Source organism: Variovorax sp. 10N432 (genome assembly GCF_056394465.1).
Genome location: NZ_JBFTHX010000010.1, coordinates 127,059 through 151,573, shown reverse-complemented (window position 1 = coordinate 151,573; position 24,515 = coordinate 127,059). Strand labels below are relative to the sequence as shown.

Below are 24,515 nucleotides of genomic sequence, written 5' to 3'. Positions count from 1 at the left end.
GGGCGTCAGCCGCCGGACAACGCCGCGAAGGCGGTCACTACCTCCGGGGGAGCCTGCACCATTTCGATGAGGACGCCCTCGCCCGCAATCGGGAATTCGTCGTTGCTCTTCGGATGCAAGAAGCAGATGTCGAAACCGGCCGCGCCCTTGCGGATGCCGCCGGGCGCGAAGCGAACGCCCTGGGCCGTGAGCCATTCGACGGCCTTGGGCAGGTCGTCGATCCACAGGCCGACGTGATTCAGCGGCGTGGTGTGGACCGCCGGCTTCTTCTCGGGGTCGAGTGGCTGCATCAGGTCGACCTCGACCTTGAAGGGGCCGCTGCCGATCGCGCAGATGTCTTCGTCGACGTTCTCGCGCTCGCTCTTGAAGGTGCCGGTGACCTCCAGGCCCAGCATGTCGACCCACAGCTTCTGCAGCCGGGTCTTGTCCGGCCCGCCGATCGCGATCTGCTGGATGCCCAGCACCTTGAATGGACGCGTCATGCGCATGCTCCTTGTTCGGTGGTCGAACGGGCCTTGAGGCCCAGCCTGGCCAGCAGCTGGACGTCGGCCTCGACATCGGGGTTGCCCGTGACCAGCAGCTTGTCGCCGTAGAAGATCGAATTGGCCCCGGCCAGGAAGCACAGCGCCTGCACCGCATCGCCGAGTTGCTGGCGACCCGCGGACAGCCGCACGCGTGCCTTCGGCATCGTGATGCGGGCGACGGCGATCATGCGGACGAAGTCCAGCGGATCGATGGGCGGCGCGTCGGCCAGCGGCGTGCCGGGCACGCGCACCAGGCTGTTGATCGGCACCGATTCCGGATACGGATCGAGGTTGGCGAGCTGGGCGATCAGGCCCGCCCGGTGCACCGGCGCCTCGCCCATGCCGACGATGCCGCCGCAGCAGACGCTGATGCCGGCGGCGCGCACGTGGGCCAGCGTATCGAGCCGGTCCTGGTAGGTGCGGGTGTCGACGATGTCGGTGTAGTACTCGGGCGCCGTGTCGAGGTTGTGGTTGTAGTAGTCGAGCCCGGCCGCCTTGAGCTGCAGCGCATGCTGCGGCTCGAGCATGCCGAGCGTGGCACAGGTCTGCAGGCCCAGGCCCTTGACGGCCTCGACCAGCACCGCGATCTTCTCGACGTCGCGATCCTTGGGCGCGCGCCAGGCGGCGCCCATGCAGAAGCGCGTGGCGCCGGCGTCCCTGGCGGCCTGGGCGGCGCGCAGCACCTCGTCGACTTCCATCAGCTTCTGCGCCTTGACGCCGGTGTCGAACTCGGCCGACTGCGGGCAATAGCCGCAGTTCTCGGGACAGCCGCCGGTCTTCACCGACAGCAGCGTGGCGAGCTCGATGTCGCCGTCGGGGAAATGGGCGCGGTGCACCGCCTGGGCCTCGAACAGCAGGTCGTTGAAGGGCTTGTCGAGCAGGGCCTGCACGGCCTCCACCGACCATGGCCCCGCCGGCGCCAGCGGCGGCGGCGGCGGGCGATGCAGGGTGACGGCCTTGGCCGTCGACAGGTCGTTGGCCCCCATCTATGCAAACTCCATGATGATCTGGTCGACCGCCAGCGATTCGCCCCTGGCCGCCGCGATGTGGCCGACCACGCCGTCCTGCGTCGCGAACAGCACGTTCTCCATCTTCATCGCCTCGATGACGGCGAGCTTCTCGCCGGCCTGCACTTGCTGGCCAGGCTGGACCGAGACTTCGACCAGGAGGCCAGGCATCGGCGACATCAGGAACTTGCTCAGGTCCGGCGGCGCCTTGTAGGGCATCAGCGAGAGCAGCTGCGCGCCCAGCGGCGACAGCACCATCGCCTCGATCTGCGTGCCGTTGTGCGACACCCGCAATGCCAGCGGATTCTTGCCCGCGCCGCGCTCGACCTGCGCGGTGAAGGTGCGGCCGTTGACCAGGCCATCGACCCGGATGTTCCCGAGCTGGGCGCGGCTGTCGATCTTGTAGCTGTTGCTGCCGACCGTCACCGCGCTGGAGCCGGTCTGGCCATGGAAGTCGGTGACCGACACCGACTTGTGGACATGCTGGCCCCGCGCGTCCAGCACGACCACGACGAACTGTTCGCCGACCTTCACGCCGTGTCCGTCGAGCTGGCCGCTGATGCCCGACGCGCGCGCCCGGTAGCGTCGATGCACGAAGGCCGCCAGCGCGACCAGGAAATCGGGATCGTCGTGCGGCACGTCCTCGGCATGGAAGCCCTTGCCGTAGTGCTCGGCGATGAAGCCGGTGTTGAAGTCGCCGCTGACGAACTTGGGATGGGCCAGCAGCGCCGCCTGGAAGGGGATGTTGCTGCTGATGCCGCGGATCACGAAGCCGTTGAGCGCCTCGCGCATCAGCGCGATGGCGTGGGCGCGGTCGCGGCCATGGACGATCAGCTTGGCGATCATCGAGTCGTAGAACATCGGAATCTCGCCGCCGTCGTAGACGCCGGTGTCGACCCGCACGCCGTACAGGTGCTCGGTGTCGGCGGAGAACATGGTCTCCTTCGGGGGCTGGAAGCGCACCAGCCGGCCGGTCGAGGGCAGGAAGTTGCGGAACGGGTCCTCGGCGTTGATGCGGCATTCGATCGCCCAGCCCTCGCGCTTGACGTCCTTCTGCGCCAGCGGCAGTTTCTCGCCGGCGGCGACGCGGATCATCAGCTCGACCAGGTCCAGGCCGGTGATCGCCTCGGTCACCGGGTGCTCGACCTGCAGCCGGGTGTTCATTTCCAGGAAGTAGAAGCTCTGGTCCTTGCCGACCACGAACTCCACCGTGCCCGCGCTCTGGTACTTCACGGCCTTGGCCAGCGCCACGGCCTGCTCGCCCATCGCCTTGCGCGTGGCGTCGCTGATGAAGGGCGACGGCGCTTCCTCGATCACCTTCTGGTGGCGGCGCTGGATCGAGCATTCGCGCTCGTTCAGGTAGATCACGTTGCCGTGCGCGTCGCCCAGCACCTGGATCTCGATGTGTCGCGGCTCCTCGACGAACTTCTCGATGAAGACACGGTCGTCGCCGAAGCTGTTGCGGGCCTCGTTGCGGCACGAGGTGAAGCCCTCGAAAGCTTCCTTGTCATTGAAGGCCACGCGCAGGCCCTTGCCGCCGCCGCCGGCCGACGCCTTGATCATCACCGGGTAGCCGATGTCCTTGGCGATCTGCACCGCGCGCTCGGCGCTCTCGATGGCGTCGTTCCAGCCGGGAATGGTGTTGACCTTGGCTTCGTTGGCGAGCTTCTTCGAGGCGATCTTGTCGCCCATCGCGGCGATCGAATAGTGCTTCGGGCCGATGAAGACGATGCCCTCCTCCTCGACCTTGCGCGCGAAGGCCTCGTTCTCGGACAGGAAGCCGTAGCCAGGGTGCACGGCCTCGGCGCCGCTCGCCTTGCAGGCGGCGATGATGCGATCGGCCTGCAGGTAGCTGTCGCGGCTGGCCGAGCCGCCGATGTGCACCGCCTCGTCGGCCAGTTCGACATGGCGCGCGTCCTTGTCGGCATCGGAATAGACGGCGACGGTGAGGATGCCCATCTTCTTCGCCGTCTTGATGACGCGGCAAGCGATTTCGCCACGATTCGCAATCAGGATTTTCTTGAACATGTTGTTGTTCTCCGGTCTCAGAGCGGAATGTTGCCGTGCTTGCGCCACGGGTTTTCGAGTTTCTTCTCGCGCAGCATCACCAGGCTGCGGCAGATCCGCTTGCGGGTCTCGCTCGGCAGGATCACGTCGTCGATGTAGCCGCGCGTGCCGGCCACGTACGGGTTGGCGAAGCGCGCCTTGTATTCGGCCTCGCGCGCGGCGAGCTTCTCGGGGTCGTTCTTGTCTTCGCGGAAGATGATCTCGACCGCGCCCTTGGCCCCCATCACCGCGATCTCGGCGCGCGGCCAGGCCAGGTTGACGTCGCCGCGCAGGTGCTTCGAGGCCATCACGTCGTAGGCGCCGCCGTAGGCCTTGCGCGTGATGACGGTGATCTTCGGCACCGTGCACTCGGCGTAGGCGTAGAGCAGCTTGGCGCCGTGCTTGATGATGCCGCCGTACTCCTGGCTGGTGCCGGGCATGAAGCCGGGCACGTCGACGAAGGTCACGACCGGGATGTTGAAGGCGTCGCAGAAGCGCACGAAGCGCGCCGCCTTGATCGACGACTTGATGTCCAGGCAGCCCGCCAGCACCAGCGGCTGGTTGGCGACGATGCCGATGCTCTGGCCCTCCATGCGGGCGAAGCCGATGACGATGTTCTTCGCGTAGTCGGGCTGGAGCTCGAAGAAGTCGCCGTCGTCGACCACCTTCACGATCAGCTCCTTCATGTCGTAGGGCTTGTTGGGGTTGTCGGGCACCAGGGTGTCGAGCGACAGGTCGGCGCGCTCGGCCGGGTCGCCGCTGGGCCGCACCGGCGCTTTCTCGCGGTTGTTGAGCGGCAGGTAGTTGTAGAGCCGGCGCAGCATCATCAGCGCCTCGACGTCGTTCTCGAACGCCATGTCGGCGACACCGCTCTTGGTGGTGTGGGTCGAGGCGCCGCCGAGTTCTTCGGCGGTGACGTCCTCGTGGGTCACGGTCTTCACCACCTCGGGGCCGGTGACGAACATGTAGCTGCTGTCCTTCACCATGAAGATGAAATCGGTCATGGCCGGCGAATAGACGGCACCGCCGGCGCAGGGGCCCATGATCATGCTGATCTGCGGCACCACGCCCGAAGCCATCACGTTGCGCTGGAACACTTCGGCATAGCCGCCGAGCGACGCCACGCCCTCCTGGATGCGGGCGCCGCCCGAATCGTTGAGACCGATCACCGGCGCGCCGACCTTCATGGCCTGGTCCATCACCTTGCAGATCTTCTCGGCGTGGGCTTCGCTGAGCGCGCCGCCGAAGACCGTGAAGTCCTGGCTGAAGACGAACACCAGGCGGCCGTTGATCATGCCGTAGCCGGTGACCACGCCGTCGCCCGGGATCTTGTTGTCGGCCATGCCGAAGTCGCTCGAGCGGTGCTCGACGAACATGTCCCATTCTTCGAAGGTGTTGTCGTCGAGCAGCAGCGCGATGCGCTCGCGCGCCGTCAGCTTGCCCTTGGCATGCTGGGCGTCGATGCGCTTCTGGCCACCGCCGAGCCGCGCCTGGGCGCGGCGATTTTCGAGTTGTTCGAGGATTTCTTTCATGACGTTCCGTCGTAGGAGTTGATCTTTTTTGAAAGGGATGGCCGAAGGCTACGCCTGTCCGGCCTGGGCGGCGAGCAGTTGGCGCGCAGCCGTCGAGGCCGGCAGCCGGCCGGCCGCCACCTGGGCCACTGCCTGGGGCAGCAGCTCGCGCACCTGGGGATGGTGGCGGAAGGCTTGCTTGAGGCCGGCGTCGATGCGCTCCCACATCCAGGCCAGTGCCTGCTTCTCGCGCCGACTGGCGAAGCGGCCATTGGCCGCCTGCAGCGACTTGAACTGCAGCACCGCGTCCCAGAAGGCATCCACGCCGGTGCCCAGCAGGGCACTGAGCTGGATCACGCGGGGCAGCCAGAAGCGCACTTCGGCCTCGGGCGAGCCGGGCGTCGCGTGGGCGGCGTGGATGGCCTGGGCATGCGCGGGATTGCCATGGTGGCCGAACAGGCGCAGCGCGGAGGTGATCTGGGCCTGGGCGCGGGTGGCCGCATCCTTGTCGATGTCGGCCTTGTTGATCACCACCAGGTCGGCCAGCTCCATCACGCCCTTCTTGATCGCCTGCAGGTCGTCGCCGGCGTTGGGCAACTGCAGCAGCACGAACATGTCGGTCATGCCCGAGACTGCGGTCTCGCTCTGGCCGACGCCGACGGTCTCGAGGATCACGATGTCGTAGCCGGCCGCCTCGCAGACCAGCATCGCCTCGCGCGTCTTCTCGGCCACCCCGCCGAGGGTCCCGCTCGAGGGGCTGGGCCGGATATAGGCGCGCTCATGCACCGACAGGTGCTCCATGCGCGTCTTGTCGCCGAGGATGGAACCGCCCGAGACGGTGGACGACGGATCGATGGTGAGGACGGCCACCCGGTGCCCCAGTCCGATCAGGAACAACCCGAGGGTTTCGATGAAGGTCGACTTGCCGACACCCGGCACGCCCGAGATGCCGAGCCGGAACGATTTCCCGGTGTGCGGCAGCAGGGCAGTGAGCAGTTCGTCGGCCTGCGCGCGATGGTCGGCACGGGTCGACTCGAGCAGCGTGATCGCCTTGGCGATCGCGCGGCGCTGCGGCGGGCCGTCGTCGGCCAGCAGGGCGTCCACCGTGACCGGTGTCTTGGCGGGCGGCATCGTCAGGCTGCAACCGCCGCGCGAATCTGCTCGAGCACGTCCTTGGCGCTCGCCGGGATCGGCGTGCCGGGACCGTAGATGCCCTTGACGCCGGCCTCGTAGAGAAAGTCGTAGTCCTGGCGCGGAATCACGCCGCCGACGAAGACGATGATGTCGTCGGCGCCCTGCTTCCTGAGCTCGGCGATGATCGCCGGCACCAGTGTCTTGTGGCCGGCGGCGAGGGTGCTGACGCCCACGGCATGGACGTCGTTCTCGATCGCCTGGCGCGCGCATTCCTCGGGGGTCTGGAACAGCGGGCCCATGTCGACGTCGAAGCCCAGGTCGGCGAAGGCGGTGGCGACGACCTTGGCGCCGCGGTCGTGGCCGTCCTGGCCGAGCTTGGAGATCATCACGCGCGGGCGCCGGCCCTGTTCCTCGGCGAACGCCGCGATCTCGTGCTGCAGCGCCTCCCAGCCTTCGGCCGAGTCGTAGGCGGCGGCATAGACGCCGGTGACTTTCTGCGTGTCGGCGCGGTGACGGCCGTAGATCTTCTCGAGCGCGTCGCTGATCTCGCCGACGGTGGCGCGCAGGCGCACCGCATTGATGCTCAGTTCGAGCAGGTTGCCTTCGCCGCTTTCCGCGGCGGCGGTGAGCGCGTCGAGGGCGGCCTGCACGGCGGCGCTGTCGCGCTGCTCGCGGATGGCCTTGAGCTTGGCGATCTGGCCATCGCGTACCTTGACGTTGTCGATCTGCAGGATGTCGTGGGTGTCTTCGGTCTTGAGCTTGTACTTGTTGACGCCGACGATGACGTCGCGGCCCGAATCGATGCGCGCCTGCTTGTCGGCCGCCGCGGCCTCGATCTTGAGCTTGGCCCAGCCGCTGTCGACGGCCTTGGTCATGCCGCCCATGGCCTCGACTTCCTCGATGATCGCCCAGGCCGCATCGGCCATGTCCTGCGTCAGCTTTTCCATCATGTAGCTGCCGGCCCAGGGGTCGATCACGCTGGTGATGTGGGTCTCTTCCTGGATGATGAGCTGGGTGTTGCGCGCGATGCGCGAGCTGAACTCGGTCGGCAGCGCGATCGCCTCGTCGAGTGCGTTGGTGTGCAGGCTCTGGGTGCCGCCGAAGACCGCGGCCATGGCCTCGATGGTGGTGCGCACCACGTTGTTGTAGGGGTCCTGCTCGGTCAGCGACCAGCCGGAGGTCTGGCAGTGCGTGCGCAGCATCAGGCTCTTGGGGTTCTTCGGCTCGAACTCCTTCATGATCCGGCACCACAGCAGGCGCGCCGCGCGCATCTTGGCGACTTCAAGGTAGAAGTTCATGCCGATGGCCCAGAAGAAGCTGAGCCGGCCCGCGAAGCCGTCGACGTCCAGGCCCTTGGCCAGCGCGGTCTTCACGTATTCCTTGCCGTCGGCCAGGGTGAAGGCCAGTTCGAGCGCCTGGTTGGCGCCGGCCTCCTGCATGTGGTAGCCACTGATCGAGATCGAGTTGAACTTCGGCATCTTCTGCGCCGTGTACTCGATGATGTCGCCAATGATCCGCATGCTCGGCGCCGGCGGAAAGATGTAGGTGTTGCGGACCATGAACTCCTTGAGGATGTCGTTCTGGATGGTTCCGCTCAGCTGGTCCTGGGCCACGCCCTGCTCTTCGGCCGCGACCACATAGCCCGCCAGCACCGGCAGCACCGCGCCGTTCATGGTCATCGAGACGCTGACCTTGTCGAGCGGGATCTGGTCGAACAGGATCTTCATGTCCTCGACCGAGTCGATCGCCACGCCGGCCTTGCCGACGTCGCCCGTCACCCGCGGATGGTCGCTGTCGTAGCCGCGGTGGGTGGCGAGGTCGAAGGCGACAGATACGCCCTGCCCGCCTGCCGCCAAGGCCTTGCGGTAGAAGGCGTTCGATTCCTCGGCGGTCGAGAAGCCGGCGTATTGGCGGATGGTCCATGGCCGCACCGCGTACATGGTGGCCTGGGGGCCGCGCAGGTAGGGCTCGAAGCCGGGCAAGGTGTCGGTGTACCGGAGGCCCTGGAGATCGGCCGCGGTGTAGAGCGGCTTGACCGTGATGCCGTCCGGCGTGACCCAGTTGAGCGCTTCGAGGTTGCCGCCGGGGGCGGACTTGGCGGCCGCCTTGGTCCAGGCTTCGAGGGTCGCAGGCGAGAAGGTGTAGTCGGATTTGCTCATGGGCGCCGCTTAGGAGGTCATGCAAAGGTTCGGGGACGAGTGTCTGCGCAGTCGCAGCGCAACGCCAGCGAGTGTACCTTATTCATAATTATTAATTCAAGTCGCCGCTTTGCGGTACATTTCAGGCATGTCCGCCGTCACCCTCACCCCGCGCGCCCTCTATGAAGAAGTGGCAGAGCTGCTGCGCCAGCGCATCTTCAGCCGCGAGCTCGAACCCGGGAGCTGGATCGACGAACTCCGGCTGGCCGAGGAATACGGAATCAGCCGGACGCCGCTCCGCGAGGCGCTGAAAGTGCTGGCCGCCGAGGGGCTGGTGACGATGAAGGTGCGGCGCGGCGCCTACGTCACCGAGGTATCGGAAAAGGACCTGGCGGACGTCTACCACCTGCTGAGCCTGCTCGAGAGCGATGCGGCCGGCGTCGTGGCCGGGCACGCCAGCGAGGCCGAGCTGGCCGAGCTCGAGCGGCTGCACGCCGAACTCGAGGCGGCCGCCAAGCCCGGGCATGTCGACCGCGAGCATTTCTTTGCGCTGAACGAGCGCTTTCACATGCGGCTGCTGGCGATCGCCAACAACCGCTGGCGCGACCAGATGGTGGCCGACCTGCGCAAGGTGATGAAGCTGAACCGGCACAACTCGCTGCTGAAGGCGGGGCGGATCGACGAGTCGCTGAACGAGCACCGGGCGATCATGGCGGCGATCACGGCGCGCGACCCGGACGCCGCGATGGCCCGGACGCAGGAGCACTTCCGCAACGGACTGCAGGCGGCGAATTGAGTTCGTCGAACGCGGCCGGGTTTCGCCGGCCGGAGGTCACTGGGCGGCGGCGACCGTTTCGTGCGCGATGTCCATCACTTCGTGCGGCGGCAGCGTCTTGAGCTTGTGGTCGCTCCACACCTGGCGCCAGCGGCGGGCGCCTGCCAGGCCGTTGCGCAGGCCGAGCATGTGGCGCGCGATATTGGACCAGGGCGTGCCATGCTCGGCGGCCTCGCGGGCCATGTAGTCGCACATCTGCAGCTCGACCGCTTCGCGCGTCAGCGTCGAGGGCGGCTCGCCGTAGAACACCGCATCCCACTCGGACAGGCTCCAGGGGTTGTGGTAGGCCTCGCGGCCGATCATCACGCCGTCGAGCAGGCGCAGGTGCGCCTGCATCTGCGCCGTGTCGGCGAAGCCGCCGTTGATCGAGAAGGAGAGCGCCGGGAAGTCGTGCTTGAGCCGGTGCACCAGCTCGTAGCGCAGCGGCGGCACCTCGCGGTTCTGTTTCGGCGACAGGCCCTTGAGCCAGGCGTTGCGGGCATGGACGATGAAGGTGCTGCAACCGGCCTCGCTGACCCGGCCGACGAAGTCGCGCACGAATTCATAGCTCTCGATCTTGTCGATGCCGATGCGGTGCTTGACCGTGACCGGGACGTCGACCACGTCGACCATCGCCTTCACGCAGTCGGCCACCAGCTGCGGCTCGTTCATGAGGCAGGCCCCGAAGGCGCCGCGCTGCACCCGCTCGCTCGGGCAGCCGCAGTTGATGTTGATCTCGTCGTAGCCCCAGGCCTCGCCCAGCTTCGCGCAGTGGGCGAGGTCGGCGGGCTCGCTGCCGCCAAGCTGCAGCGCCACCGGGTGCTCCTCGGCGTTGAAGCGCAGGTGGCGCGGCACGTCGCCATGGATCAGCGCGCCGGTGGTCACCATCTCGGTGTAGAGCAAGGCGCGGCGGGTCAGCAGGCGATGGAAGTAGCGGCAGTGGCGGTCGGTCCAATCCATCATCGGAGCGACGGACAGGATCTTCGGTGCAGTCAAGGAGGCGTTCCGGATTCGAAGTGGGACTTGGCTCGCCCTGGGCGGCGGACGGAGTGCCGAATTTTGCCACCCTAAGCCCGCAGCAGGCCCGGATCCAGCCGGCGCCCCTGCAACAGCGCCGCCAGTCCCTGCGGCTGGTAGCCCGCGAAACCGTCCAGGTAGACCTGCACGCTCGGATGGAACAGCGCATCCTGCGGGATCTTCCGCGGCCCGTGAGGCAGCAGGGCGAAGGGCGGGTCCTTGTACGGTGTATGGACCGGCCCGAAGTTGCCAGCTTTCACCGCCTGGTACTGCGGCGAGATCGCCACGCCGCCGTCCCTGAAGTGGCCGATCATCCAGTCGAGCGCGAAGCCCGACAGGTCCTGCGTCGGGTAGCCGCCGCCGACATCCGCGTGCGCACCGCAGAACCAGCGCTGGTGGACGCCGTCCCTGGCGTCCCACAGGGTCGGTTCGAAATCGCCCCGCTGCTCGTCGATGGCGATGGCATGGAAGCCGCTGCGCACCTTCGGCGACAACGCCCGGTCGGCGAACTCGAAGACGTCGATCTTCTTCGCGTCGGCCGGGTCGTACAGCGGCACGCCCAGCGAGCCGACCGTGTCCCAGACGCCGATGGCCTCGATGCCGACACCCTGCACCAGCCGCGCCGGGTCGATGCGGCGCGACTTGAATTCCTCCAGGTAGCCCAGCAGGGTGCTCGCCTTGCCCGCCCGCCGCCGGTACTCGGCCCAGACATGGATGCCGAGGCCATAGGCCTTGGCGGCGTCGTAGCTGCCGTCGTCCGCGCGCATCGCGTCCGGCGGCAGCAGGCCCATCGCGGCGATCATGCCGCCCAGGGCGCGCACCGTGTAGGCTCCGCGGCTGAAGCCGGCCAGGTAGATGCGGTCGCCGGGCTGGTAGTTGCGGGACACGAAGGTGTAGCCGCGCACGATCCGCTCGATGAAGCCCTCGCCGAAGACGCCCCCCAGGATCTTGCGGATCGCATTGCCCGAATCGCCCACGCCATGCAGGTACTTGGCGACCTGGGTGGCGCCGCCGTCGGGACCGAGCGCGACTTTTTCCTGTTCGTCCTGCTTGCGCAGCGAGTCGGGCGTGACCGCGCCGGCGAGGGCCGCGAACAGTCGCAGCACGTTGGTGGCGTCGGCCTGCAGCTCGTCGCCATCGCCCTGGGAATGGCCCAGGCCCTTCCAGGTGCCGTCGGCACAAAAAACGATGTTCTTCGCCATGCTGCGTCCTTTTCTCGGAGATGCCCGGCGGTCAGTCTGGTCCGCCGCGGATGCGGAATCCATGCGCCATTCGCTCTATGCCGCGCGCTCGAAGCGCCCGCCTGCAGGCCTTCGGCGGAAATGCTATGGTGCGAATCCAGGGTTAACCCTTCACCTTCCGCTCCCCCGTGCCCTCTCACCCAGCCCCCGGCCATGCCGGGCCGCAGGCTCCCGCCGTGCCTGCCGCGCTCTCGACCGGACTCACGCTGCTGTTCGCGGTGGCCTGCGGGCTGTGCGTCGCCAACATCTACTTCGCCCAGCCGCTGATCGGCCCCATCGCGGCCACGCTGCAGATGCACGCCGGCCTGGCCGGGCTGATCATGACGCTGACCCAGCTCGGCTACGGCGCCGGGCTGCTCTTCCTGGTGCCGCTGGCCGACGTGGTGGAAAACCGCCGGCTGATCCTGGCCGCGATGGCCGGCGCGGTCGTGGGCCTGGTCGGGATCGCCTTGTCGAACTCGGCCGTCGCCTTTCTGGCGGCCTCCTTCCTGGTCGGCACCTGCGCCGTCGCGGCCCAGGTGCTGGTGCCCCTGGCCTCGCACCTGGTGGCCGACGCGACACGGGGCAAGGTGGTCGGCAACATCATGGCCGGGCTGCTGGCCGGAATCATGCTGGCCCGCCCGTTCTCCAGCCTGGTGGCCTCGGCCTTCGGCTGGCGGGCGGTGTTCGCGGTCTCGGCGCTGCTGATGGCCGTGCTGGCCGGGGTGCTCTGGCGGGCCCTGCCCCGGCGCCATCCCCATGGCTCGATCGGATATGCCCGCACCCTCGCCTCGCTGCCGGGCATCGTCCGGCGCACACCCCTGCTGCGCCGGCGAGCGCTCTACCAAGGATTGCTCTTCTCGGCTTTCCAGGCCTTCTGGACCGCCGTGCCGCTGGCGCTGGCGCACGAGTTCGGCCTCGGCCAGGGCGGCATCGCCTTGTTCGCGCTGGCCGGAGCGGCCGGTGCGCTGGTCGCCCCCTGGGCCGGCCGGCTGGCCGACCGGGGACACACGCAACCCGCCACGGGCGCGGCCATCGGCGTCGCCCTGCTCTCGTTCGGTGTTGCCGCGCTCGGCTTCCGCTTTCATTCGATGGCGGCGCTGGTGGCTGCCGCGGTGCTGCTCGACGGCGCGGTCCAGCTGTGCAACGTGCTGAGTCTGCGCAGCCTCTACATCATGGCGCCGGAACTGCGAGGCCGGCTCAACGGGCTGTTCCTGACCTTCATCTTCCTCTGCGCCGCGGTGGCTTCGGCGCTGGCGGCGGCGGTCTACACCTTCCACGGATGGGGCGCGCTGTGCGCCCTGGGCGCCGGCTTCGGGGGGGTCGGCCTGTTGTATTACGGCACCGAATTCAGGCGGAAAGCCCTTTCGCCGCCGCCCGCGGCAGCGCTTCGAGATAATAAGGGTTAACCCTCGACCCCCCCCTGATGACAGCTCCTTCCTCGCAGCGCGCGTCGCCGCGCATGCCCGTGGCCCTGCTCGCCCTCGCCGCCGCCGCCTTCGCCATCGGCACCAGCGAGTTCGTGGTGATGGGCCTGCTGCCCGACATGGCCCTGGACCTCGGCGTCACGCTGTCGCAGGCCGGCCTGCTGGTGACCGGCTATGCGATGGGCGTGGTGGTCGGAGCGCCGGTGTTCGCAGTGGCGACGGCACGGCTGCCGCGCAAGGCCACGCTGGTCGCGCTGGCCTGCCTGTTCGTGCTGGGCAACCTGCTGTGCGCGCTGGCACCGGACTACGGACTGCTGATGGCCGCCCGTGTCATCACTGCCCTGGCCCATGGCACCTTCTTCGGCATCGGATCGGTGGTCGCCGCAGGACTGGTGCCGCCCAACCGCCGCTCGCAGGCGATCGCGCTGATGTTCACCGGCCTCACGCTGGCCAACGTGCTCGGCGTGCCGATGGGCCGGATCATCGGCGAGCACTTCGGATGGCGGATGACCTTCGCCGCGATCGTGGTGATTGCGCTGGGCGCCGTCGCCGCCCTGGTCGCGTTGCTGCCGCGGCAGATCGAGATGCAGCGGGGCAATATCCTCCGCGAATTCAGCGTGCTGGCCGATCGCCGCGTGCTGCTCGCGCTCGCCACCAGCGCCCTGACCTCGGCCAGCCTGTTCTGCGTCTTCACCTTCATCGCGCCGCTGCTGACTCAGGTCAGCGGCTTCTCGAACGCGGCCGTGGCACCGGTCCTGCTGCTGCTGGGCGTCGGGCTGACGATCGGCAGCACCATCGGCGGCCGCCTCGGCGACCGGCGGCTGGTGCCCTCGATGCTGGGGGTGCTGGGGCTCAACGCGTTGGTGCTGGGGCTGCTGCATTTCGCGCTGCCGCTGAAGGCGCCGACGGTGCTACTGATGCTGCTGTGGACCACGCTCTCGTTCGCACTGGTGCCCTTGCTGCAGACGCTGATCGTGCAGCAGGCGAGCGCGGCGCCGAACCTCGCCTCGACCCTGAACCAGGGCGCGTTCAATCTCGGCAACGCCGCCGGCGCCTGGATCGGCAGCGGCATGCTGGCCGCGGGCGCGCCGCTGGCCGGCCTGCCCTGGGCCGGCGCGGCCATCTCGCTCGGCGCCCTGGCCCTTGCCGCCTGGAGCAGCCGGCTGGGCGACCGCGAAGCGCTGCTGCAGACCGCCTGAGTCCGCCAAAGCAAGTCCCCCTGCACATCCCTGGTTGCGGGATTAGGGATGACACCGAGATGATCGGTGCATCCAAGTATCAGCCGGGGCAAAGGAAGTACCAAACCCGGAAATTCGCGTCTCCACAATCGGCGCACGGCGACCCGCGTCGTCGATCACAAGGAGACATTCATGAAGCGTTTTCTGAAGGCGGGCCTGGCGCTCGCAATGGCCGGTGCGGGCTTGGCCCATGCCGCAACCGAGCTCGTGATCGCGACCGTGAACAACGGCCACATGATCGAGATGCAGAAGCTCGGCAAGTTCTTCGAGCAGGCCAACCCCGACATCAAGCTCAAGTGGGTCACGCTGGAAGAAGGCACTCTGCGCCAGCGCGTGACGACCGACATCGCCACCAAGGGCGGCCAGTTCGACGTCATGACCATCGGCATGTACGAGACGCCGATCTGGGCCAAGAAGGGCTGGCTCAACCCGATCGCGACCGACGCGGCGTATGACGTCGACGACCTGCTGCCGGCGATGCGCAACGGCCTCTCGGCCGACGGCAAGCTCTACGCCGCGCCCTTCTACGGCGAAAGCTCGATGCTCATGTACCGCAAGGACCTCGCGGACAAGGTCGGCTTCAAGATGCCCGACCAGCCGACCTGGGTGCAGGTGAAGGAGCTCGCGGGCAAGATCCACGACCCGAAGGCCGGTGTCTACGGCATCTGCCTGCGCGGCAAGCCGGGCTGGGGCGACAACATGGCGCTCCTCACGACCATGGTCAACACCAACGGCGGCCAGTGGTTCGACACCAGCTGGAAGCCGCAGATCGACACCAAGCCCTGGCATGACGCGATCAGCTTCTACGTCGATCTGATGAAGGCCTACGGCCCGCCCGGCGCGTCGGCCAACAGCTTCAACGAGAACCTCGCGCTCTTCAACGAAGGCAAGTGCGGGATGTGGGTCGATGCCACCATCGCGGCCTCGTTCGTGAGCGATCCCAAGCAGTCGAAGGTGGCCGACAAGGTGGCGTTCGCGCAGGCCCCGACCGCGGTCACGCCGAAGGGCGCCAACTGGCTGTGGGCCTGGGCGCTCGCGATTCCGGCCGGCTCGCAGAAGGTCGACGCGGCGCAGACTTTCATCAAGTGGGCGACCTCGAAGGACTACATCAAGCTGGTCGCGAAGGAAGAAGGCTGGGGCTCGGTCCCAACGGGCACGCGCAAGTCGACCTATGCCACGCCGGAGTTCGTCAAGGCCGCACGCTTCGCCGAGGCCGAGAAGAAGGCCATCGACACCGCGAACCCGAACGACAGCACGCTGCCCAAGTCGCCGTACGTCGGCGTGCAGTACGCGGCCATTCCGGAATTCCAGGCCATCGGCGTGGCCGTGGGCCAGCAGATGAGCGCGGCGCTCTCGGGCAAGGTGACGGTCGACCAGGCCTTGAAGACCTCGCAGACCACCGCCGAGCGCGAGATGAAGAAGGCCGGGTACTACAAGTAGCCCGACACCGGACATTTCGCCGTGTCGCATCTCCCAACTCCCGTCCCGGAGACACCGCCGGCGGACCCGCAAGGCTGGCTCCACGGCGGCGCCCGGTCCGCTCGAAAGGAGGCCGCCGCGAGCCGCCTGCTTCCCCGCGCATTGATGGCACCGGCCGTGGCGGTCCTGGTCCTCTGGATGCTGGCGCCGCTGTTGATGTCGATCTACTTCTCGTTCGTCAACTACAACCTGATGCAGCCCGGCGAGCGCACGTTCAACGGGATCGAGAACTTCCACTACTTCGTCACCGACCCGGACTTCTGGCCCGCCGTGTGGAACACGCTGGTGCTGATCGGCAGCGTGATCGTCATCACGGTGGTGCTGGGCGTGGGGCTGGCGCTGCTGGTGAACGAGCCCTTCCCGGGCCGCGGCATCGTGCGCGTGCTGCTGATCTCGCCCTTCTTCGTGATGCCCACGGTGAACGCGCTGCTGTGGAAGCACATGATGATGAACCCGATCTATGGCGTGCTGGCCGACCTCTGGCGGGCCTTCGGGGCCGAGCCGGTCGACTGGCTCACGGACCTGCCGCTGTTCTCCGTGATCATCATGGTCGCGTGGCAGTGGCTGCCCTTCGCCTGCCTGATCTTCATCACCTCGCTGCAATCGCTCGACCGCGAGCAGATGGAGGCCGCGCGCATGGACGGCGCGACTGCCGTCCAGCGCTTCGGCTACCTCACGCTGCCGCACCTCGGACGGCCGATGGCGGTGGTGATCATGATCGAGATGATCTTCCTGCTCTCCGTGTTCGCCGAGATCGCGATCACGACCGCCGGCGGCCCGGGCAACGAGAGCACGAACCTCACGTACATGATCTTCAAGCAGTCGCTGATGAACTTCGACGTCGGTGTCGCATCGGCGGGCGCGCTGTTCGCGGTGGTGCTGGCCAACATCGTGGCGGCCTTCCTGATCCGCATCATCGGCAAGAACCTCGACTGAAGGGACGAACGCCATGGACGAACGCCGACTCCCCCTGATCCTGCGCGCCGTCGGTGCGTGGATCGTCACCCTGCTGCTGTTCTTTCCGCTAGGCTGGCTGGTGCTGACCTCGTTCAAGACCGAGCTGCAGGCGATCCACGTGCCGCCGCTCTTCTTCTTCGAGCCCACGCTGGAGAACTTCACCGAGGTGCAGCGCCGCAGCGACTATCTGCTGTTCGCGCGGAACTCGCTGATCACGAGCATCGGCTCCACGATCATCGGCCTCGCGATCGCAGCACCAGCCGCGTACTCGATGGCCTTCTTCCGCACGAAGCGCACGCGCGACATCCTGATGTGGATGCTCTCCACCAAGATGATGCCGGCGGTCGGCGCACTGGTGCCGATCTACGTGATCGCGCAGACCGCCGGCCTGCTCGACACGCGCACGGCGCTCACCGTGGTCTTCACGCTGTCGAACCTGCCGATCATGGTGTGGATGCTCTACACGAGCTACAAGGACATCCCGCCCGAGATCCTCGAGGCCGCGCGCATGGACGGCGCGAACCTGTGGACCGAGTTCCGGCACGTGGTGCTGCCGCTGTCGATCGGCGGGCTCGCCTCTACCGGCCTGCTGTGCCTGATCCTGAGCTGGAACGAGGCCTTCTGGGCGCTCAACCTCAGCTCCGCGAAGGCCGGCACGCTGGCGACCATGATCGCCTCGTACTCGAGCCCCGAAGGCCTCTTCTGGGCCAAGCTGTCGGCCGCCTCGGTGATGGCGATCGCACCGATCGTGGTCTTCGGCTGGTTCAGCCAGAAGCAACTGGTGCAGGGCCTCACCTTCGGTGCGGTCAAGTAACGAACTTCAGAGAGGACACCCACATGGCCTACCTCCAACTCGACAACATCCAGAAGAGCTTCGGCGACACGCACGTGATCAAGGGCGTGAACCTGGAGATCGACAAGGGCGAGTTCATCGTCTTCGTCGGCCCCTCGGGCTGCGGCAAGTCGACCTTGCTGCGGCTGATCGCGGGGCTCGAATCGATCACCAGCGGCCGGCTCCTGCTCGACGGCAAGGACATCACGCAAACGCCCTCGGGCAAGCGCGACCTGGCGATGGTGTTCCAGAGCTATGCGCTCTATCCGCACATGAGCGTGTTCGACAACATGTCCTTCGCGCTCAAGCTCGCGGGGGTGTCGAAGGACGTGATCAAGAGCAAGGTGGACTACGCGGCGAAGACGCTCAACCTCACGCAGTACCTGGCCCGCACGCCGAAGGAACTGTCGGGCGGCCAACGCCAGCGAGTGGCGATCGGCCGCGCGATCGTGCGGGCGCCGAAAGTGTTCCTGTTCGACGAACCGCTGTCCAACCTCGACGCCGCGCTGCGCGGCAACACCCGGGTCGAGATCCACAAGCTGCACCGCGCGCTCGGGGCCACCAGCATCTACGTGACGCACGACCAGGTCGAGGCGATGACGCTGGCCGACCGCGTGGTGGTGCTGCGCGACGGCCTGATCGAGCAGGTCGGCACGCCGATGGAACTCTACGACCGCCCGGCCAACCAGTTCGTCGCCCAGTTCATCGGCATGCCGTCGATGAACATGGTCGAGGCCAAGGCGATCCCCAGCTTCTCGGCCCAGACCGGCGGCCGGCTGCCGGCCGACGGCTTTCTCGGCGTGCGCCCGGAGGCGCTGCGCGTGCACCAGGGGCAAGGCATCGGCGCACCGGCCCGCGTCGAGCTGATCGAAGCACTGGGCGCCGACACGCTGATCCACATCGATGTCGGCGGCGTGCCGCTGGTGGCGCGCCAGAACGAGCGCACCGACTTGCAGGCCGGCGACGCGGTGAGCGTCGAACTGGACCCTGCCGTGCTTCATTTCTTCAACCGCGAAGGCCGCACGGTCGCGGCCTGAACCCGCTCGCGCCATGAACTCCCCTGCCCCTGCCGACTTGGTGGTGCTCCACCTCGGGCTCGGCTCCTTCCACCGGGCCCACCAGGCGGTGTATCTGCAAGCGCTGATCGATGCCGGCGACACCCGCTGGTCGATCAGCGGCGCCAACCTGCGGCCTGACATGGCCGAGGTCGAAGCCGCCCTGCGCGCACAAGACGGCCGCTACACGCTGGAAACGGTGTCGCCGGCCGGCGCCTACCGCTACCAGCGCATCGAGGCGATCCGCGAGGTGCTGCCCTACGACCCGAGCCTGGCGGCGGTGATCGCCCGCGGCGCCGATCCCCGCACCCGGATCGTCTCGTTCACCGTGACCGAGGCCGGCTACTACCTCGACCCGCACGACCGGCTCGATGTCGCGGCGCCCGACCTGGCGCGCGACCTCGACCGGGCCCGCGAAGGGCTCGCCGGCAGCACCATCTACGGCGCGGTCTGCGCCATCCTGCGCGCGCGCCGGGCCACCGATGGCGGGCCGGTGACGCTGCTGAACTGCGACAACCTGCGCCACAACGGCGATCGCTTCCAGCGCGGCTTGAGCGCGTTCATCGAGGCCGCCGGCGAGACCGATCTGCTGGCCTGGGCGCACGCCCACACCAGCACGCCGAACGCGATGGTCGACCGGATCACGCCGCGCCCGCCGCCCGAGCTGCACCAGCGGGTGCGCGCCGCCACCGGCTGGGACGACGCCGCGCCGGTCACCGGCGAGAGCTTCATCCAGTGGGTGATCGAGGACCGCTTCATCCACGGCCGGCCCGCATGGGAAAAGGTCGGCGTGCAGCTGGTCGATTCGGTCTCGCCCTACGAGGAGGCGAAGATCCGGATCCTCAACGCCAGCCACAGCTGCATCGCCTGGGCCGGCACCCTGGCCGGGCTGAACTACATCCATGAAGGCACGCAGGACGCGACGATCCGGCGCATGGCCTTCGACTACGTCACGGACGATGTCATCCCCTGCCTCGACCGCCCGGGGCAGCCGAGCCCGGTCGACCTGCCGGCCTATCGCGACGTGGTGCTCGAGCGCTTCGGCAATCCTGCGATCCGCGACACCAACCAGCGGGTGGCGATGGACGGCTTCTCGAAGATCCCGGGCTTCATCGCGCCGACCGTGCGCGAGCGGCTGTCGCGCGGCGAGCCCATCGCCAGCGTCGCCCTGCTGCCGGCCCTGTTCCTGGCCTTCCTGCAGCGCTGGCACCAGGGCACGCTGCCCTACGCATACCAGGACCAGGGCATGGACGAGGCGCTCGCCCATGCGATCTGCGCGGCCGCCGATCCGGTGGCGGCGCTGGGCGCCGACCGCGGCCTGTGGGGCGACGCCGCCGGCGACGCCCGGCTGGTCGATGCGCTGCGGGACGCCGACCTGCGGGTGCAGCGCTTCATCGCCGGAGCACGGCCATGACCGGCCGTCTGGCGCAGCGCCATGTGCTGATCACCGGTGCCGGCGGCGGGATCGGGCTCGCGATCGCAGAGGCCTGCCTCGCCGCAGGCGCCGTCTGCACACTGGCCGACCGTGCCGACACCCCGGCCGATGGCGTGGCGCAGTTGCGGCGCCGGCACCCCGACGCGGCCGCCTACGTGGCGGCGGACGTCAGCGACAGCGCATCGGTGGGCGGCATGCTCTACGCGGCGCGGGCGGCGCACGGCGACATCCACACCCTGGTCAACAACGCGGCGCTGTTCGACATGGCGCCGCTGCTCGAGAGCGACGCGGCCTCCTTCGACCGCCTGTTCGCGGTCAACGTCAAGGGCATGTTCTTCGTGATGCAGCGCGTGCTGCAGCACATGGTGGATGCCGGCGTCGCGGGCGGCTCGGTCATCAACATGGCCTCGCAGGCCGGCCGCCGCGGCGAGGCGCTGGTGTCGCACTACTGCGCGACCAAGGCGGCGGTCATCAGCTACACGCAGAGCGCCGCGCTGGCGATGGCGCCGCACGGCATCCGGGTCAACGCCATCGCGCCGGGCGTGGTGGACACGCCGATGTGGAACCAGGTCGACGCCCTGTTCGCGAAGCACGAAGGCCTGCGCCCGGGGGAAAAGAAGCAGCGGGTCGGGCGCGAGGTTCCGCTCGGCCGGATGGGAACGCCGGCCGACATCGCCGGCGTGGCGGTGTTCCTGGCCAGCGACGAGGCGCGCTACATCACGGCGCAGACGCTCAATGTCGACGGTGGTAATGTCATGAGCTGAAGGTTCAGGGGAAAGGACCACGCCATGACATCGCCGCGCCAACGCCATCTGCCCCGCGATCGCAAACCCGAACTCGAGCGCGACATCACACGTTCGCCGTCGCTGGGCTACGAGGCGCCCGAAGACGCGGGCCTGGTGCGCTGCCTGGCCCACGGCTTCCCGAGCCCGCTGGTGCGCTGGCACTTCCACGAAGAGTACGAACTGCACCTCATCACCGAGACCTCGGGCCGGGCCTTCGTCGGCGACTGGATCGGGCCCTTCCACCCCGGCCACCTGGTGCTGTGCGGGCCGCGCCTGCCGCACAACTGGATCTCGCTGGACATCCCCGAGGGCGGCGCCACCGGCCGCGACCGCGTGATCCAGTTCCGCCACGATCCGATCGAGCGCGCGGCGGCCGAGATCCCCGAGTTGCGCGAGGCGCTGCAACTGCTCGGGCGGGCCCGCCACGGCATCGAGTTCTTCGGCTTCGAGGAGCGCGCGCTGGCGCACTGGGACGCGATCAAGGCCGCCCGCGGCCTGCACCGGCTGGCGCTGTTCCTGGACTACCTGTGCGAACTGGCGCGCTGCAGCGACTACCGGCTGCTGTCGAACGTGCAGATGCAGGGTGTCGAAGGCGACACCGAGGTCGACCAGGTCAACGCCATCGTCAACCGCATCACCTCGAACCTCGCCGAGCCGGTGGCGATGGCGGACATCGCGGGCGAGCTCGGCATGAGCGAGAGCCGCTTCAGCCGCTTCTTCAAGCGCTCGACCGGCAACAGCTTCACCGATTTCGTCAACCGGGTGCGCATCAACAGCGCCTGCCACCTGCTGATGCAGACCGACCACTACGTGACCGACATCTGCTACCAGGTCGGCTTCAACAACGTCGCCAACTTCAACCGCCGCTTCCTCGAGATCAAGGGCATGACGCCGACCGAATTCCGCCGGCAGAGCGACAGCCGCTTCGGCAGCCTGGCCGGATAGGGCCGCGCATGTACCTCGGGCTCGATCTCGGGACCACGGAGCTGAAGGCACTGCTGCTGGACCGCGAGCACCGGATCGTCGCCCTGGCACGCGCCCCGCTGACGGTCAGCCGGCCGGCGCCGCAGTGGTCCGAGCAGGACCCCGCGCAGTGGTGGGCCGCGCTCGAGGCCGCGATGGCTTCGCTGCGCGCGACCGATGCCGGCGCGTTGGCCACGGTGCGCGCCATCGGCCTGTCGGGCCAGATGCACGGGGCGGTCGCGCTCGATGCCGACGGCCAGGTGCTGCGCCCGGCCATCCTCTGGAACGATGGCCGCAGCGCCGCCGAGTGCGACGAACTGACCGCCCGGGTCCCTCGCCTGGCCGCCATCGCCGGCAACCTCGCCATGCCGGGCTTCACCGCGCCCAAGCTGCTCTGGATGCGCGCCCACGAACCGGAGCTGTTCGCCCGCACCGCCTGCGTGCTGTTGCCGAAGGACTGGCTGCGCTTCATGCTGAGCGGTGCGCGGGCCAGCGACATGTCGGACGCCTCGGGCACGCTGTGGCTCGACGTCGGCGCGCGCGACTGGTCCGACGGCCTGCTGGCCAGCTGCGGGCTGACGCGCCGGCAGATGCCCGAATTGGTCGAGGGCAGCGCGGTGGCGGGCCATCTCGCGGCCGGACCGGCGGCGCGCTGGGGTTTGCCGGCCGGCATCCCGATCGCCGGCGGCGCCGGCGACAACGCGGCCAGCGCCGTCGGCATGGGCCTGGTCGGCGCCGGCCAGGGCTTCGTCTCCCTCGGCACCTCGGGCGTCATCTTCGTCAGCGGCGAGCGTTTCGCGCCAGACCCGGCCCGCGCCGTGCACGCGTTCTGCCATGCGCTGCCGGGCCGCTGGCACCAGATGTCGGTGATGCTGTCGGCCACCAGCGCGGTGGATTGGGCGGCGCGCTGCTTCGGGCTCGGCGACGCGCCCGCGCTGCTCGCCGCCGCCGCGACCCTCGACGCCGATGGCCGCCACGGCGCGCCGCTGTTCCTGCCCTACCTGTCGGGCGAGCGTTCGCCGCACAACGACCCCGGGGCCCAGGGCGTGCTGTTCGGGCTGACGCACGCGCACGGGCCGGCGCAAATCGCCTATGCGGTGGTCGAGGGCGTGAGCTTCGGGCTGCGCGACGGGCTGGACACGCTCGCCCGGCCCGTCGGCGAGCTGGTGCTGGTCGGCGGCGGCGCGCGCAGCGCCTGGTGGGCCCAGCTGCTGGCCGACGTGCTCGATGTGCCGCTGGCGCTCTGCGAGGGCAGCGAAGCCGGTGGCGCCTTGGGCGCTGCACGGCTCGCATGGCTGGCCGATGGCGGCTCGGAAGCGGAGGTCTGCCGGCGGCCCGAGACGCGCCGGCGCTTCGAACCGTCCCGCCCGCCGCAAGACGCGCTGGCCTCGCGGCACGGCCGCTTTCAGGCGCTCTATGCGGCGCTGCGCCCGTCGTTTCGCAACCGCGCCGCGTAGGCGCTCACGACCCGCCGATGGGCCCGAACGAAGTCCGCAGCCCCGCATAGTCCGTCGGCCCGCTGCTTTCCGGCGGATGGCCGGTGGCCGACAGCCAGGCCGCGATGCTCGGCAGCCGGCGGTCGAAATAAAGCTGCAGCTGCGGCCAGCTGCCGGCGGCGGTATGGGCCTCGGTGATTTCCAGTGCCTCGACGGCGATGCTGCGCAGGCTGCTCACCATCGCCAGCGAGCGTCCGTCCAGCAGTTGCAAGGTGACCTCCCGCCCCTGGGCCAGGATCTCCTCGAGGACGCGCCGGTGCACCGCGTAGTCGGCCCAGCTGCGCTTCACGCAGGCATCGTTGAGCTCGCGGAACACCCAGTGCATGTTGTTGGCGAACATGACCGCCACCTGGGCGGCCTGCCGAAGCCCTTGCCGGGAGCCCTGGAGCTGCAGCCGCGCCGCCCAGGCGATCGCCAGCAGCACGCCCACGGTCTGCACCCAGGCCGCCCATTCGGCCGAGGTCGACGGCCGGTAGAACCACGCCACGACCGCCAGGCCCGCGCCGCCGGCGGCCAACGCCGCGCCAATTTTCTGCATGGTCGCTCCCGATCCGGGGGCCGCGGCGCTCAAGAGCGCGGCCCCGCCTTGCCGAACATCTTCCGGACCGCCGCCACACCGGCCACCAGGGCATTGGCATAGGTCGAGTGCGGGTCCATGGCCGCCTCGATGGGCAGATAGGGAAGTGCTTCATCCATCACGTAGTCGCTGGCTTCCAGCAACACCCAATAGAACTCGCCCTCTTCGAGTTCTTGCACGGTCAGCGCGATATTCCGCAATTGGGGCATGGAGTTGGGAGGGCTTGGGGATCGGACGAATCGATCCTATGCAGCCCCATCGACAACGCCTAGTCACAATTTCACGAATCGTTGCAAATGTGACTACTAGTAATTAAAAACGCAAGCACTCTGTGCGCCAAATGCGTATTTGTATGCGGATTGCAACTTGAGCCAGGGGGCTTCGCCTACATGCCTCCCTGCGCAGGCGACCTAAGCTGAAGCGTCCAACCCGCAAGGAGGAGACATGAAGCACTTCACCCTGGACCCCCACATGACCGCGGCCGTGGGCGGCGCCTTTTACCCTACCGGTCATACCTTCGTAATGTTTCCGGATGCAACGGACGCCAGCGTCGTGGGCCATCGGCTGCTCGAGAACGGTTTCAGCGGCGACGAGATCTACCTGATTCCGCCGCACGTCGTGCTGGAGCAGATCACGCCCACCGTCCGCGATGGCGACAGCCCGCTGCCCTCGGCCGGCACCGACGCCGCCACGGTCCGCGCCTACACCAAGCTGGCGCGCGAAGGGCACACGGCGCTCTTGGTCAAGACTCGCGACGAGGCCGCCGCGAACCGCTTGATGGAGCATGTGCGCATGGTGACGTTCTCGATCGCCCAGCGCTACCGGATGCTGGTGATCGAGGATCTCTGAACTGAAGGCGG

General features: G+C 68.3%; 22 protein-coding genes. 12 read left to right on the top strand and 10 right to left on the bottom strand.

Annotated elements, in window-relative coordinates:
* Positions 1-5: 5 nt before the first annotated feature.
* The 6 genes from AC1DF3_RS14450 to scpA are packed head-to-tail and all read right to left on the bottom strand — an operon-like array spanning position 6 to position 8,381.
* Positions 6-482 (bottom strand): VOC family protein, encoded by a 477-nt coding sequence (locus AC1DF3_RS14450; protein ID WP_286532948.1) that lies wholly within the window; start codon positions 480-482, stop codon positions 6-8.
* Positions 479-1,510 carry a biotin synthase BioB gene (gene bioB, locus AC1DF3_RS14445; RefSeq protein ID WP_478139989.1) on the bottom strand — a complete coding sequence of 344 codons (1,032 nt, stop codon included), beginning with the start codon at positions 1,508-1,510 and terminating at the stop codon, positions 479-481. Before bioB ends, AC1DF3_RS14450 begins: the two co-directional genes overlap by 4 nt.
* Positions 1,511-3,559, bottom strand: a complete 2,049-nt coding sequence (locus AC1DF3_RS14440; protein WP_478139988.1) for an acetyl-CoA carboxylase biotin carboxylase subunit — start codon at positions 3,557-3,559, stop codon at positions 1,511-1,513.
* Between the two features lie 17 nt (positions 3,560-3,576).
* Positions 3,577-5,109, bottom strand: coding sequence for an acyl-CoA carboxylase subunit beta (locus AC1DF3_RS14435; protein WP_286532943.1), 1,533 nt, complete (start codon positions 5,107-5,109; stop codon positions 3,577-3,579).
* 48 nt (positions 5,110-5,157) lie between these two features.
* Positions 5,158-6,219, bottom strand: coding sequence for a methylmalonyl Co-A mutase-associated GTPase MeaB (gene meaB / locus AC1DF3_RS14430; protein ID WP_478139987.1), 1,062 nt, complete (start codon positions 6,217-6,219; stop codon positions 5,158-5,160).
* Between the two features lie 2 nt (positions 6,220-6,221).
* Positions 6,222-8,381 (bottom strand): methylmalonyl-CoA mutase, encoded by a 2,160-nt coding sequence (gene scpA / locus AC1DF3_RS14425; protein ID WP_286532939.1) that lies wholly within the window; start codon positions 8,379-8,381, stop codon positions 6,222-6,224.
* A 127-nt stretch (positions 8,382-8,508) separates the two neighbouring features.
* Between scpA and AC1DF3_RS14420 the strand changes: the two genes are divergently transcribed.
* Positions 8,509-9,156: a GntR family transcriptional regulator gene (locus tag AC1DF3_RS14420; protein WP_286532937.1), complete on the top strand. Its 648-nt coding sequence runs from the start codon at positions 8,509-8,511 to the stop codon at positions 9,154-9,156.
* Between the two features lie 36 nt (positions 9,157-9,192).
* Here AC1DF3_RS14420 and dusA read toward each other — a convergent pair whose 3' ends face one another.
* Both dusA and AC1DF3_RS14410 read right to left on the bottom strand, forming a co-directional pair.
* Complete coding sequence (dusA, locus tag AC1DF3_RS14415) at positions 9,193-10,170, bottom strand: tRNA dihydrouridine(20/20a) synthase DusA (RefSeq protein ID WP_478139986.1); 978 nt, start codon at positions 10,168-10,170, stop codon at positions 9,193-9,195.
* A 71-nt stretch (positions 10,171-10,241) separates the two neighbouring features.
* Entirely contained in the window at positions 10,242-11,393 is a 1,152-nt protein-coding gene (locus AC1DF3_RS14410) for a DUF2235 domain-containing protein (protein WP_286532934.1), read from the bottom strand.
* 215 nt (positions 11,394-11,608) lie between these two features.
* Here AC1DF3_RS14410 and AC1DF3_RS14405 point away from each other — a divergent pair, with 215 nt between their 5' ends.
* The 10 genes from AC1DF3_RS14405 to xylB all read left to right on the top strand — a co-directional run bounded on the left by AC1DF3_RS14405 (position 11,609) and on the right by xylB (position 23,039).
* Positions 11,609-12,820, top strand: a complete 1,212-nt coding sequence (locus tag AC1DF3_RS14405) for an MFS transporter (protein WP_478139985.1) — start codon at positions 11,609-11,611, stop codon at positions 12,818-12,820.
* A gap of 53 nt (positions 12,821-12,873) precedes the next feature.
* Positions 12,874-14,037, top strand: coding sequence for an MFS transporter (locus tag AC1DF3_RS14400; protein WP_286533115.1), 1,164 nt, complete (start codon positions 12,874-12,876; stop codon positions 14,035-14,037).
* A 171-nt stretch (positions 14,038-14,208) separates the two neighbouring features.
* A complete protein-coding gene (locus AC1DF3_RS14395) occupies positions 14,209-15,516 on the top strand; it encodes an ABC transporter substrate-binding protein (protein ID WP_286532929.1) in 1,308 nt (435 codons plus the stop codon).
* A gap of 21 nt (positions 15,517-15,537) precedes the next feature.
* Positions 15,538-16,491 carry a carbohydrate ABC transporter permease gene (locus tag AC1DF3_RS14390; protein WP_478139984.1) on the top strand — a complete coding sequence of 318 codons (954 nt, stop codon included), beginning with the start codon at positions 15,538-15,540 and terminating at the stop codon, positions 16,489-16,491.
* A gap of 13 nt (positions 16,492-16,504) precedes the next feature.
* Entirely contained in the window at positions 16,505-17,326 is an 822-nt protein-coding gene (locus AC1DF3_RS14385; RefSeq protein ID WP_286532926.1) for a carbohydrate ABC transporter permease, read from the top strand.
* A 23-nt stretch (positions 17,327-17,349) separates the two neighbouring features.
* Positions 17,350-18,381 (top strand): ABC transporter ATP-binding protein, encoded by a 1,032-nt coding sequence (locus tag AC1DF3_RS14380; protein ID WP_286532923.1) that lies wholly within the window; start codon positions 17,350-17,352, stop codon positions 18,379-18,381.
* Positions 18,382-18,394: 13 nt separating this feature from the next.
* Positions 18,395-19,813, top strand: coding sequence for a D-arabinitol 4-dehydrogenase (gene dalD / locus AC1DF3_RS14375; RefSeq protein ID WP_286532919.1), 1,419 nt, complete (start codon positions 18,395-18,397; stop codon positions 19,811-19,813).
* The gene (locus AC1DF3_RS14370) at positions 19,810-20,598 is read left to right on the top strand and encodes an L-iditol 2-dehydrogenase (protein ID WP_478139983.1); all 789 of its coding nucleotides are present in this window, start codon (positions 19,810-19,812) and stop codon (positions 20,596-20,598) included. Before dalD ends, AC1DF3_RS14370 begins: the two co-directional genes overlap by 4 nt.
* 24 nt (positions 20,599-20,622) lie before the next feature.
* Positions 20,623-21,564: an AraC family transcriptional regulator gene (locus tag AC1DF3_RS14365; RefSeq protein ID WP_286532915.1), complete on the top strand. Its 942-nt coding sequence runs from the start codon at positions 20,623-20,625 to the stop codon at positions 21,562-21,564.
* An 8-nt stretch (positions 21,565-21,572) separates the two neighbouring features.
* Positions 21,573-23,039, top strand: coding sequence for a xylulokinase (gene xylB, locus AC1DF3_RS14360; RefSeq protein ID WP_478139982.1), 1,467 nt, complete (start codon positions 21,573-21,575; stop codon positions 23,037-23,039).
* A gap of 4 nt (positions 23,040-23,043) precedes the next feature.
* Here xylB and AC1DF3_RS14355 read toward each other — a convergent pair whose 3' ends face one another.
* Complete coding sequence (locus AC1DF3_RS14355; protein ID WP_286532912.1) at positions 23,044-23,616, bottom strand: hypothetical protein; 573 nt, start codon at positions 23,614-23,616, stop codon at positions 23,044-23,046.
* A gap of 29 nt (positions 23,617-23,645) precedes the next feature.
* Entirely contained in the window at positions 23,646-23,864 is a 219-nt protein-coding gene (locus AC1DF3_RS14350) for a hypothetical protein (RefSeq protein ID WP_286532910.1), read from the bottom strand.
* A gap of 235 nt (positions 23,865-24,099) precedes the next feature.
* Here AC1DF3_RS14350 and AC1DF3_RS14345 point away from each other — a divergent pair, with 235 nt between their 5' ends.
* Entirely contained in the window at positions 24,100-24,504 is a 405-nt protein-coding gene (locus AC1DF3_RS14345; protein WP_286532908.1) for a hypothetical protein, read from the top strand.
* Positions 24,505-24,515: the final 11 nt, after the last annotated feature.

What these genes read in the sequence shown, in the direction of transcription:
- AC1DF3_RS14365 (WP_286532915.1), top strand. Translation starts at nt 20,623, where the DNA reads ATGACATCGCCGCGCCAACGCCATCTGCCCCGCGATCGCAAACCCGAA.
- bioB (WP_478139989.1), bottom strand. Translation starts at nt 1,510, where the DNA reads ATGGGGGCCAACGACCTGTCGACGGCCAAGGCCGTCACCCTGCATCGC.
- meaB (WP_478139987.1), bottom strand. Translation starts at nt 6,219, where the DNA reads ATGCCGCCCGCCAAGACACCGGTCACGGTGGACGCCCTGCTGGCCGAC.
- AC1DF3_RS14420 (WP_286532937.1), top strand. Translation starts at nt 8,509, where the DNA reads ATGTCCGCCGTCACCCTCACCCCGCGCGCCCTCTATGAAGAAGTGGCA.
- AC1DF3_RS14440 (WP_478139988.1), bottom strand. Translation starts at nt 3,559, where the DNA reads ATGTTCAAGAAAATCCTGATTGCGAATCGTGGCGAAATCGCTTGCCGC.
- AC1DF3_RS14395 (WP_286532929.1), top strand. Translation starts at nt 14,209, where the DNA reads ATGAAGCGTTTTCTGAAGGCGGGCCTGGCGCTCGCAATGGCCGGTGCG.
- AC1DF3_RS14450 (WP_286532948.1), bottom strand. Translation starts at nt 482, where the DNA reads ATGACGCGTCCATTCAAGGTGCTGGGCATCCAGCAGATCGCGATCGGC.
- dalD (WP_286532919.1), top strand. Translation starts at nt 18,395, where the DNA reads ATGAACTCCCCTGCCCCTGCCGACTTGGTGGTGCTCCACCTCGGGCTC.
- AC1DF3_RS14400 (WP_286533115.1), top strand. Translation starts at nt 12,874, where the DNA reads ATGCCCGTGGCCCTGCTCGCCCTCGCCGCCGCCGCCTTCGCCATCGGC.
- AC1DF3_RS14345 (WP_286532908.1), top strand. Translation starts at nt 24,100, where the DNA reads ATGAAGCACTTCACCCTGGACCCCCACATGACCGCGGCCGTGGGCGGC.
- AC1DF3_RS14410 (WP_286532934.1), bottom strand. Translation starts at nt 11,393, where the DNA reads ATGGCGAAGAACATCGTTTTTTGTGCCGACGGCACCTGGAAGGGCCTG.
- AC1DF3_RS14385 (WP_286532926.1), top strand. Translation starts at nt 16,505, where the DNA reads ATGGACGAACGCCGACTCCCCCTGATCCTGCGCGCCGTCGGTGCGTGG.
- AC1DF3_RS14380 (WP_286532923.1), top strand. Translation starts at nt 17,350, where the DNA reads ATGGCCTACCTCCAACTCGACAACATCCAGAAGAGCTTCGGCGACACG.
- AC1DF3_RS14355 (WP_286532912.1), bottom strand. Translation starts at nt 23,616, where the DNA reads ATGCAGAAAATTGGCGCGGCGTTGGCCGCCGGCGGCGCGGGCCTGGCG.
- AC1DF3_RS14435 (WP_286532943.1), bottom strand. Translation starts at nt 5,109, where the DNA reads ATGAAAGAAATCCTCGAACAACTCGAAAATCGCCGCGCCCAGGCGCGG.
- AC1DF3_RS14370 (WP_478139983.1), top strand. Translation starts at nt 19,810, where the DNA reads ATGACCGGCCGTCTGGCGCAGCGCCATGTGCTGATCACCGGTGCCGGC.
- xylB (WP_478139982.1), top strand. Translation starts at nt 21,573, where the DNA reads ATGTACCTCGGGCTCGATCTCGGGACCACGGAGCTGAAGGCACTGCTG.
- AC1DF3_RS14350 (WP_286532910.1), bottom strand. Translation starts at nt 23,864, where the DNA reads ATGCCCCAATTGCGGAATATCGCGCTGACCGTGCAAGAACTCGAAGAG.
- scpA (WP_286532939.1), bottom strand. Translation starts at nt 8,381, where the DNA reads ATGAGCAAATCCGACTACACCTTCTCGCCTGCGACCCTCGAAGCCTGG.